The 11198-nt window shown below is 50.2% G+C and carries 8 protein-coding genes; all 8 read left to right on the forward strand.

What is annotated here, in order from left to right; genetic code table 11:
• On the forward strand, nt 1-574 hold a 574-nt coding region (locus tag ACTBZS_RS10435), incomplete at its 5' end, for an RNA-guided endonuclease InsQ/TnpB family protein (RefSeq protein WP_463044070.1).
• Nucleotides 575-634: 60 nt separating this feature from the next.
• A complete protein-coding gene (locus tag ACTBZS_RS10440; protein WP_463044071.1) occupies nt 635-1870 on the forward strand; it encodes a DUF1615 domain-containing protein in 1236 nt (411 codons plus the stop codon).
• Between the two features lie 102 nt (nt 1871-1972).
• Nucleotides 1973-2911 (forward strand): ZIP family metal transporter, encoded by a 939-nt coding sequence (locus ACTBZS_RS10445; protein WP_463044072.1) that lies wholly within the window; start codon nt 1973-1975, stop codon nt 2909-2911.
• A 55-nt stretch (nt 2912-2966) separates the two neighbouring features.
• Nucleotides 2967-4619, forward strand: a complete 1653-nt coding sequence (locus ACTBZS_RS10450; RefSeq protein WP_463044073.1) for a glycosyltransferase family 4 protein — start codon at nt 2967-2969, stop codon at nt 4617-4619.
• A gap of 171 nt (nt 4620-4790) precedes the next feature.
• Complete coding sequence (locus ACTBZS_RS10455) at nt 4791-7790, forward strand: HD domain-containing phosphohydrolase (protein ID WP_463044074.1); 3000 nt, start codon at nt 4791-4793, stop codon at nt 7788-7790.
• Between the two features lie 26 nt (nt 7791-7816).
• Nucleotides 7817-8251 carry a FecR family protein gene (locus ACTBZS_RS10460; RefSeq protein ID WP_460430550.1) on the forward strand — a complete coding sequence of 145 codons (435 nt, stop codon included), beginning with the start codon at nt 7817-7819 and terminating at the stop codon, nt 8249-8251.
• A gap of 2 nt (nt 8252-8253) precedes the next feature.
• Complete coding sequence (locus tag ACTBZS_RS10465) at nt 8254-8844, forward strand: OmpA family protein (protein ID WP_463044075.1); 591 nt, start codon at nt 8254-8256, stop codon at nt 8842-8844.
• A gap of 57 nt (nt 8845-8901) precedes the next feature.
• Nucleotides 8902-11061: a CHASE2 domain-containing protein gene (locus ACTBZS_RS10470; protein ID WP_463044076.1), complete on the forward strand. Its 2160-nt coding sequence runs from the start codon at nt 8902-8904 to the stop codon at nt 11059-11061.
• The last annotated feature ends 137 nt before the right edge of the window (nt 11062-11198 follow it).

Here is an 11198-nt window from a genome sequence, read left to right on the forward strand (position 1 = left end):
GGTTCAATATGGCGCGTCAGCCATCGGGATTGATCTCGGTTTAAAAACCCTTGCAACAGACAGCAACGGCGGCAAATTCGAGCCAAAACAGTGGTATCGCGAATCTGAGGCAGCGCTTGGTATTGCGCAACGCGCACGAAAAAAAGCCCGTGTGAGAGCGATACACGCCAAAATTGCCAACCAGCGCAAAGATGCCATCCACAAAGAAACGACACGTCTTGTCAAAGCTCACGCCATCATCTTCGTTGGTAACGTGAACGCCAAGGCACTCGCAAAAACACCGATGGCAAAATCGGTGCACGATGCGGCGTGGACAACGTTCAGAACACAACTCAAGTACAAAGCCATGAGGCAATGTGTGGTGTTCGAGGAAATCAACGAAGCATTTTCAACCCAAACCTGCTCGTGCTGCGGGAAAATTCCTGCCAGCAGTCCGAAAGGTAGAGCAAGTTTGCGAATAAGAGCATGGATTTGCAGCGAATGTGGTGCAACACACGACCGCGATACCAACGCTGCCAAAAACATTCTCGCGGCGGGACTTCGCCGTCTGGCAGCAGGAATCCCCGCTCTTTAGGGCGGGGAGGAAGTCAATGTTTGCACCGTTGCGGTGTTTCTTTATCAGAAAGTATTTTTTGTGTTAAAACAAATCGTTATCTCCATTTCAACAGTAGGGTTATTGGCTGGTTGTGCCACGCAACAACTTATCAGCACGCCCACTCCGGCCCCGATTATCAGTCAAACCCACGAACCCACAGCGCCGACCAGCAAACCGGCGCCAGCCCCCTCCCCCACACCAAGCACACCACCACCGCCACCACGTTCACCTTACCCCACGGCAACCTCTGAAACCGAGGCACGGCAACTATTAGATAAAGTCATTCCACAATCGGTGAGCCAACGTGGTGCATGGGCACAAGATATGGCACAAGCGTTTACTGCCTTAAAACTGCCCTATCGAGCAGACTATTTTTGTGCAACAGCAGCAGTGATCGAGCAAGTGTCGAATTGGCAAGCCGAGCCAGTGGTGGCCGGTATCAGCCAAATTGTCTGGCGCGAAATTGAACAGCGAGCTGGACGCTATGGGGTGCCTTTGTTGGCCGTGCAGACAGCATTGCTCATTCCCTCTCGCGATGGCCGCAGCTATAAAGCGCGCATTGATAGCTTGCGTACCGAACGGGAACTGAACGCTTTATATGAAGAGATGATGGAGCGCATTCCGTTAGTACGCGACAAACTGTCGATGAACAATCCGATTCGAACTGCTGGCCCAATGCAGGTCAGCATTGCCTTTGCACAAGAACACATCCGACAAAAACCCTACCCCTATGGTCGGGTCGATATTCGACAAGAAACCTTTACCCGCCGTGGTGGATTGTATTTTGGTATCGCCCATTTACTCGAACATCCGGTGTCGTATTCACACATGCGCTATCGTTTTGCTGATTTCAATGCGGGTCATTACTCCTCACGCAACGCCGCTTTTCAACTGGCCGTGGCGCGTTTAAGTGGCCAGCCGTTGCAAGCCGATGGTGATTTATTGCGTTATCAAGATGGCAAAGCCCTTGCCCAAGCCAGCCAAACACAACAACGGCTGTATCCTTTGGCCAGTCGCTTGGGATTATCGCGACAAGAGATCGACCACGATTTAGCCCAAGAAAAACGCCACAGCTTTGAACAAACTCGACTGTATCAACGTGTGTTTAGCCTTGCCGATCAAACCAGCCAAGGGAAAATGGCGCGGGAAGTGGTGCCGTATATTCACTTAAACAGCCCAAAAATCAGTCGTCGCCTCACCACAGAATGGTTTACCGAACGCGTCGAAGGCCGTTATCAACGTTGTTTACAACGTGTTAATAGCTATAAGCAATGATTTTAATTTTTCTATTGCTTAGATAAATTAAAACAACTTCCCTCTGTTTGCTATCGCTGCCACACTGGAAAAAGATATCAAGACAGCAGCAGGGGCAAGATCATGAAAACACCTAGCGCGGTACTTCAGCCTGAATCCCGCTTTGGCCAACTCTGGTGGCAACACGTGGCACAACACCCGTGGACAGCCGCCGGCTTAACCTTGGCGATGGCACTGGTATTGTTATTGTTGTGGCAAAGTGCTTGGCAACTCAGCACCGAGGGCATCAGCACTGCTGCTGGTTATGGTTTGTTAGGCGGTGCAGCAGGGTTTGCTGGAACAGCTTTGGGCGCATTGCCCGCGTTGGTATTGCGGCAATTGCCGCAACAGGTTGAAGATGCTTTATTAGGTGCCGCAGCGGGGATGATGTTGGCTGCCAGTGCTTTTTCCTTGTTATTGCCCGGCTTAGCGGCGGCTGAAAATTTGGTAAACCATCCGATGGCTGGCGCTGGCATCGTGGTGTTGGGTATGACGTTAGGGGTGTTGTTGATGTTGGGTTTAGACCAATTCACACCTCACGAACACCCACAAACCGGCCCTTGTGGCCCAGGTTATCAGCGTTGCAGTCGAGTATGGTTATTTGTATTTGCGATTGCTTTACACAACTTGCCGGAGGGAATGGCGATTGGAGTCGCGTTTTCGCAAGGTGATATTGCTGTCGGGCTGCCGTTGGCAACAGCGATTGCCCTGCAAGATATCCCCGAAGGTTTAGCGGTGGCGTTAGCCTTGCGTAATGCTGGGTTTCAGCCAGTGTTGGCAGTGATGGTCGCTGCGGCCAGCGGTTTGTTAGAACCCATCGGGGCGGTAGTTGGTTTGGGGTTATCGAGTGGTTTGGCTATCTCTTACCCGATTGGTTTGGGTTTGGCCGCTGGGGCGATGTTATTTGTCGTATCCCACGAAGTGATTCCGGAAACCCATCGCCACGGCCATCAAACTGCAGCAACCTTGGGTTTGATGGTGGGCTTTGCGCTGATGATGGTGTTGGATACTACTTTAGGTTAATTGATTTTATGATTAGCATGATGCAGTTCTGTTTGATTGGTTTAGGAATTGCATCATGTCTGCTGCTGCACTGTATTACCAACCCGATGCGTTTGAAGTCGCCCCACAACAAAATATCATGGGTCGCCATGCGGCAGGTGCCTCGTTTTTACGGGGCTTTTTACGGTATAGCAGCAGCGATGCCTTTTGGGTGTTGACCGAAAAAGCGGCTGATATGCCGAGCTTTCTGCGTCATGCCCAGCAATGGCGGCCACAGTTACCCGTACATCACCTGCACCAAGGCAGCCTTGGCCAACTGAAACAACCGGGTTGTCTCTTTTATCCTAGCCCCAGCCTTGGCCTTTTGGCTTGGCAACGCGCCGCCTATGGCCATAACGCATGGAGCTTATGTGGTATTACCCATACCACCGCCAGTGCTGGCGCAATGGATAACATCACTGACTATCTCACCGCCCCGTTACAACCGTGGGATGCGCTCATCTGTACCTCTCAGGCAGTGAAAAGCCATGTTGAACAGATGCTTTATGCACAGCAAGACTACCTACGGCAACGGCTGCGTTGTCAGGATTTTATCTGGCCACAACTGCCTGTCATTCCGCTGGGCATCCACAGCCAAGATTTCACCTTCACAACCGATCAAAAACAACGCGCCCGACAACAGCTCCAACTGACACCCGATAGCATCGTGGTGTTGTATATGGGTCGGTTGTCATTCCATGCCAAAGCACATCCTTTAGCCATGTATCAAGCCCTGCAACGCGTAGCGGAGCAAATCAACGTCCCACTGGTGTTAGTGGAATGTGGTTGGCACGCAAATCAAGCGATTGCAGATGCCTTTCGACAAGCGGCACAACTGGCTTGCCCTGCGGTACGCATCGAACAGTTAGATGGACGACAACCGGCGCAACGCGATTTAGCATGGGCGGCGGCAGATATTTTTTGTTCGCTGTCAGACAACATCCAAGAAACATTCGGTATCACACCATTAGAAGCCATGGCAGCAGGCTTGCCGGTGGTGGTATCAGATTGGGATGGTTACCGCGATACCGTGCGTGATGGGGTGGATGGTTTTTTAGTGAATACAGCCATGCCACCAGCAGGACTGGGACGTAATTTGGCTTTGCGCCATGCCCTCTCGCTTGACAGCTATGATCGTTATTGTGGGTTGGTGTCGAGCTTAGTGGCGGTTGATGTAGCAGCAGCAAGTGAGGCTTTGTTATTACTGGCAACGCAACCGGAATTGCGGCAGATGATGGGAGCCGCAGGTCAACAACGGGCACAACAACATTACGATTGGCAACACATCATTCCCCGTTATCAACAGCTATGGGCTACGCTGGCCGAACAACGTCATGCCGCTGGCGAACCGAAACCCGCCACTTGGCCGGCCCGTCTTGATCCCTTTCAGGCTTTTCGCGGTTACCCATCGCTTTGTTTACATCCAGATCATGTGTTGGCGTTGGTGGATGCAGAGGTGGCGGTCAGCAAACAACGATTACACGCTTATTGGCAGTTAAGTATGGTGGAACATGCAACACCTATTTTGCCGAGCGAGGCTGAGTTGTCCGCGCTGTTAGACCAACTAGCGGAACAACCACGATCAGCACGACAATTGGTCAGTCAGTTTCCTGTCATACGACAAAAGCTGATATTTCGTAGTTTGCTGTGGTTATACAAGCTCAATCTGTTGCACCGACAGAAGATTTAATGTTCTCTCAATCAAAAAAATAACATGACCTATGGCATAATTTACTGTCTGTTTAGTATTTTGACTTGTTATTTGTTGTTTACCGATAAAAAAAGCTTATTTATTGATTTTGCGCCAAGAATGATCTGTTTGATGTGCTGCTGTGTGTGATTTTTTGCCTGTGAGACAACTGTGAAATTAAATATCCGTTTTCAACATTGGGTGCTAGGAACCACAATCACGATTGTGTTGATTCTTACGCTGGTGTTTTTGTTAACCGTATTGGGCAAATTTCGTCATCTTACGGAAGAAAATGCCAAACAGCGTTTTGAAACCGTCGCACAACAAGCCACTTCACAACTGCTGCATTTAGTCGGCGGGGTAGGAAAATTCGTTACGACCCAAAGCCACGCCAACCCAAGTTTATTTGTTGATAGCCATCAGCGAATCAATCCCGATGGGGTGATCTCGGCATTTATCAGTTCACTGGCAGTAGACGACAATCTCTACGGCCATTTTTTTGCACTACAAAATAATGAATTCGTGCAAGCCATTGCCATCCGTAATCACCCACAAGTGCTGACCGCGCTCAAGGCCCCTGCAGGCACTTGGTTTGGTATTCGCCGTATCACGCAAGAGGACAACCGTCGTGTTGAACGATGGGAGTTTTTAGGCAGCGAGCGCCAGCTATTAGGCCGCAGTGAAGCAATGGCAACCTATTCACCGACACAGCGGCCGTGGTTTATTAGCGCCAATCAACAACAAAAACTGATTATTACCGACCCCTATGTGTTTGCTTCGACTGGCGATTTGGGAATCACCATCTCTCAACCTTTATTGCATAAAAACGGCGTATTAGGCTCGGATATCAATTTAGCCACGCTACAAAAATTTATCGCCGAGCTGCCTCTGTCGAACAATGCCGCTATTTTGATGTTGGACTCGCAAAATCGTGTGATTGCCCACAGTGTGCGAGGTCAGTTATTAGAGAATTTCTCCTTATCTGCACTGACAAAATTAGAACAACTGACACATCCTGCTTTCTCTCGCCTCAATCAAGTACCGTTGCAAGAACAGGCCAAGCTGATTCAGTTACCGCTTGATGGCAACGCTCAACAAAGTTTTGTCGTCATTCGCCAACGCGCGCAAGCCTTTCCGGGAGCCCAGTTTCAGGTGTTGATGTTGGCACCGGTCAGTGACTTTATCGGCCCAATTGAAAAAGCGCGTGGTGATGTATTGCTGATCTCGGTTTTGGTGCTATTGGTGTTGGTGCCGTTAGCGATTTTAGGCTCACGACGTGTAGTAAAAGCCTTGGTGTTATTGGCCAGCAACTCTGAACGAATTAAATCCCTCGATTTTTCAGAAGATCCCAAAACATCCGACTCTTTTTTATATGAAATCAATGCACTCAACGATGCACAGAAAGTGATGCATCACTCCATCAAGCAAAAAACCAAAGAACTCAACCAAGCACAAGAAAAACTTGCCCAACTGGTCCGCAACGGTTTGTTGTTAGCCAAAGAACACGACCGCGAAAAACTGCTCAGCCATATCCTGCATGGTGGGCGTGAATTGGCAAATTGTGCCGCTGCCACGTTATATCTCAAAACCGAGCGCAATACGCTGCGCTTTGCCATGCGCACCAATGCCGATAAATTGCCCGATTTTGAAGTACCGCTGTATCACCCCGACACCGGCGCCCCAATGACGGGTTATGTGTCAAGTTATGTTGCGCTGCATAACGAAACGGTGGTGATTGATGATGTGTATAGCGAAACCCGCTTTGATTTAAGTGGTACCAAACGCTTTAGCGAAGAATCTGGTTTCCGTACCATTTCGATGTTGACCGTGCCTTTGTCACCGCGTGATGGTGAGGTGATTGGTGTGATTCAACTAATGAATGCTGTCGATCCTCTGAGTGGTGAAATCGTGCCATTTCCACCAGAAATGGTCACTTTTGTTGAAGCATTGGCGGCGCAGTCTGCTGTGGCATTGGAAAATCACCAGTTGGTAGAGGCACAAAAAGTGCTGATGGACTCGATGATTAAAATCATTGCTGGCGCGATTGATGCGAAGAGTGCCTATACCGGTGGCCACTGTGCCCGTGTGCCTGAACTGGCCGTGATGTTGGCGGAGGAAGCCTGCCAAGTGCAACAAGGCGCCTTGGCCGAGTTTGCTTTCCGCAATGAAGACGAGTGGCGAGAATTCCGAATTGGCGCATGGCTACACGATTGCGGCAAGGTGACCACGCCAGAATATGTGGTGGATAAGGCCACGAAACTCGAGACCATTTATAACCGTATTCACGAAATTCGCACTCGGTTTGAAGTGTTGTGGCGTGATGCAGAAATTGCCCGTTTGCAGGCCATTCTTGCAGGGCAACCGGTGGCAGACGCTGATGCGGCGTTGGTGATGCGTCAGCAACAATTACAAGATGATTTTGCCTTTATTGCCGAGTGCAATATTGGCGGTGAATTTATGGCGGCGGAAAAAATCGACCGTGTCAAAGCGATTGCACAACAAACGTGGTGGCGACATTTTGATGACCGACTGGGTCTGTCGCATGAGGAATTGCGCCGTTATGAGGCCCACCCACCGGCCAGCTTACCCGCCATCGAAAAACTATTGGATGACAAGCCTTGGCATATTCTGCCGCGTGTCGATTGGCGCGCTTTTGATGAAAAATATGGCTTTGAAATTAAAGTGCCACAACATCTCTATCACTTTGGCGAGGTGTATAACTTATCAATTGCCCGTGGCACCCTCACCGAAGAAGAACGTTTCAAAATCAATGAGCATATTATTCAAACGATAGTGATGCTAGAAAATATGCCATTCCCGAAACATCTTAAGCGCGTCCCTGAATATGCCGGCACGCATCACGAAACCCTGATTGGCACCGGCTATCCGCGTAAATTAAAAGCAGAACAGTTGTCGGTACCAGCACGGATTATGGCTATTGCCGATATTTTTGAAGCCTTAACGGCCTCTGATCGCCCCTATAAAAAGGCCAAAACGCTGTCAGAATCGATCAAAATTCTGTCTTTCTTTAAGAAAGATCAGCATATCGATGGCGAATTGTTCGACCTCTTTTTGACTTCGGGGGTGTACCGGCGTTATGCCGAGCGTTTCTTAAAACCAGAGCAGATTGATGAGGTGGATATCACGCCTTATCTCACCCCCCGCCAATAAGCGTTGATCTTCAGAGAGGAAAACAGATGCGTACCGCTATCTTGCTTGCAGGGATGCTGTTGAGCAGCACAGTCTTAGCCGATGCCAATGCCATCGGCTATGTCAAAACCGTCAACGGTGAAGCCACCATCACCACCGCTGGTAAAAAAGTAAAAGCCGAAGTGGGTACCGCGATCTTTCAAGGCAGCCAATTAAAAACTGCTGCGAAAAGCAGTATGGGCATCACCTTTAAGGATGAAACCGTGATGTCATTCGGCCCTGAAACCGAATTAACGGTTGATGAATACCTCTACAACCCCAGCCAAAACAAACTGAAATTGGGCAGCAAACTTACCAAAGGCAGTTTGAATTATGTCTCTGGTGTGATTGCCAAATTACAACCTTCGGCAGTCACCGTCACCACCCCCACTGGCACCATTGGCGTCCGAGGCACACAGTTTGCGGTTAAAGTGGAGGAATAACGATGATGACCACACTGATTAAACGGTTAAGCGCCTTGGCGTTAGCGGCTAGCTTAGTTGGCTGTGCCAATTCTTATGTGGTGTTGCTGCCGAATCCCGATGGCACTACCGGCAAAGTGATTGTGACTGGTAAAAAAGGGCAACAGGTCATCGACCAAGTCAGTGCTGCCGTACCTTTAGATGGTTCTAAAGCGCCAGAAGCGATTTCAGGTGACAAAATTCAACGTGATTTTGGTGCAGCGATTGCGGCTCGTCCGCTGATCCCAGAACGCTTTTTGCTGTATTTCAAATCAGGTGGGGCCGACCTCACTGCCGAATCTGCCGCTTTACTGCCTAAAGTATTAAAAGCGGTGAGCTTACGGCCAGCAGTGGATGTTTCAGTGATTGGTCACACCGATACCGTCGGCGATAAAGAATACAACCGTGGTTTATCGTTAGAACGCGCACAATTTGTTGCTAATTTATTGCGAAAACAAGGGTTAAAAGTCCACGCCCTGACAGTGGAATCACACGGTGAACGTAACCCTCTCGTAAAAACACCTGACAACACTGCCGAACCGCGCAACCGCCGCGTCGAAATCTCCATTCGTTAATCTGACAAGACGGTATCCCCGTCTTGTCTCCTCCCGCCTGCTGATCGGTGATATCCGATGTCTTCCTCTTTGTTAAAACGCCTGTCTTGGTTATGGCCTATTGTCGCTGCACTGTTGGGAATCGGGTTGTTATTGGCCGATCCCCTGCCATTGCAAACCCTACGCAATGCAGTTTTTGACCAATATCAACGTTGGCACCCTCGCCCCTATCAAGCCGTACCCGTGCGGATTATTGATATTGATGAAGCAAGTTTGACGCGCTTAGGGCAATGGCCGTGGCCTCGGACACGGATGGCCGAATTGGTAGATAAGCTACGACAAGCCGACGTCGCTGCAATTGGTTTTGACGTGGTATTTGCTGAACCGGATCGCACCTCACCGCAAACAGTGTCACAGCTATGGTCATTGCCTGATGATTGGCAACATAAACTGCAGCAACTACCCGATCATGACCAACAATTTGCCGCCAGCATGGCAAAAGCGCCGGTAGTCTTGGGTTTTGCCCTTGAACGAACGGCCACAGCAACAGCCAAACAACCGGCACGACCATTTCGGTATATCCATGCAGGTCAATCTCCCGACCGTTGGTTTCATCCCTTTGCTGCCGCTGTGACCTCGCTATCGCAGTTTGAACAAGTGGCACAAGGTAACGGTGCCTTATCTTTTGTCCCTGATAATGATGGTGTGGTGCGGCGGGTACCATTGGTATTAAGTGCCGGAGGACAGCCGGTTTCTACTTTGGTGACCGAAACCTTGCGCGTGGGACAAGGGGCAAAAAATCTGATTCTCAAAGCCGCAGATGAGGCAGACACCGGCCTTGCCGAGATACGTATCGGCGATTTCACTGTGCCCACCACCGCCCACGGTGAGATGTGGGTGCACTATTCCGAGCCAGTTGCTGGGCGTTATCTACCGGCTTGGCAAGTATTGGCCGGTCAGGTGCCGGCAGAGCTATTGCAGGGACATCTGGTGCTGATTGGGGCTTCTGCCCAAGGGTTAATGGACTTACGTTTTAGCCCTTTGGGCCGCATCATGCCGGGGGTGGAAGCCCATGCCCAAGCCTTAGAACAAATTTTGACCGAACATTACTTACAACGGCCTAGCTGGGCAAAGGCGGCTGAAGTGGTGACACTGCTGCTGGTAACTTTGTCGATTGGCTTTGTCTCGTTGCGGCTAGGGGCAATGATTGCCGCCTTGGTGACCAGCGTGTTATTGGCCCTCGTGTTAGGCGGCGGTTGGTTCGCCTTCCGTGATCAGCAGCTCTTACTCAATAGCCTCACCCCGGCCATCGTGGGTCTCTCGACTTTTATCTTGGGCAGCTTAATTCATCATTGGCTAAGCGAACGCGAACAGCGTTGGATTAAAGACGCTTTCTCACGCTATGTTTCACCTAATCGGGTTGCTTATCTTGTCGACCACCCTGATGCAATGGCGTTGGGAGGCCGGCGGCAGCAATGCAGTTTTATCTTCACCGATTTGGCAGGTTTTACTTCGCTGATGGAAAGCATCGACCCCAGCGAAGCCGTAGCGTTATTGAATGCCTATCTGGACGAAATGATTGGGATTGCTTTTCGCTATGAAGGTACGCTAGATCGGATTGTCGGCGACGCCGTGGCGATTATGTTCTCTGCCCCCGTTCCGCAAGCCGATCACCCAGCCCGCGCCCTCGCTTGTGCCTTAGAAATGCACACTTTTGCCAGCCGCTATGCCGCCACGCTACAAGCAAAAGGGATTCAGTTTGGTAAAACACGAATTGGGGTGCACTGTGGTGAAGTGATTGTTGGCAACTTCGGTGGGTCAACCATCTTCGATTATCGCGCCTTGGGCGATGCAGTGAACACTGCCGCTCGTTTAGAAAGTGTTAATAAACACCTTGGCACAACGGTTTGTGTGTCAGAGGCCGTGCTCCATGCCTGTGCTGACACAGTCGCAGCCCGACCCGTGGGTAAGCTGGTCTTAAAAGGGAAACGACAGGCGTTGCAAGTATTCGAACCAGTTGCGGCAGCCCGACCAGAGCAAGATGCGCCCTTAGCAGACTACCAAGCTTTTTATCAACAACTCCAAGCCAGCGCCAATGACGATGCGAGTTTGCCTGCCTTGCAAGCACACATTACCGCCCTCGCCACCCGCTATCCAGCCGACCCGTTAATCCAACTTCACCAGCAACGGCTACTGCAAGGCGAAACGGGTGATGTTCTGGTCATGCACAGCAAATAGGTAGTTTTTTGCCATTTGCAGATGAAAAAATGTCAAGCCCACAGTTTTGGCTTGACATTTTTTATTTTAAAAAAACCGCACTGACCTTATGGGGATGAGCCGACAACTTGTGATCTGTGGCAGACCATCGTTTTTTC

Source organism: Aquaspirillum sp., assembly GCF_055136605.1.

What these genes read in the sequence shown, in the direction of transcription:
- ACTBZS_RS10445 (WP_463044072.1), top strand. Translation starts at nt 1,973, where the DNA reads ATGAAAACACCTAGCGCGGTACTTCAGCCTGAATCCCGCTTTGGCCAA.
- ACTBZS_RS10470 (WP_463044076.1), top strand. Translation starts at nt 8,902, where the DNA reads ATGTCTTCCTCTTTGTTAAAACGCCTGTCTTGGTTATGGCCTATTGTC.
- ACTBZS_RS10465 (WP_463044075.1), top strand. Translation starts at nt 8,254, where the DNA reads ATGATGACCACACTGATTAAACGGTTAAGCGCCTTGGCGTTAGCGGCT.
- ACTBZS_RS10460 (WP_460430550.1), top strand. Translation starts at nt 7,817, where the DNA reads ATGCGTACCGCTATCTTGCTTGCAGGGATGCTGTTGAGCAGCACAGTC.
- ACTBZS_RS10450 (WP_463044073.1), top strand. Translation starts at nt 2,967, where the DNA reads ATGTCTGCTGCTGCACTGTATTACCAACCCGATGCGTTTGAAGTCGCC.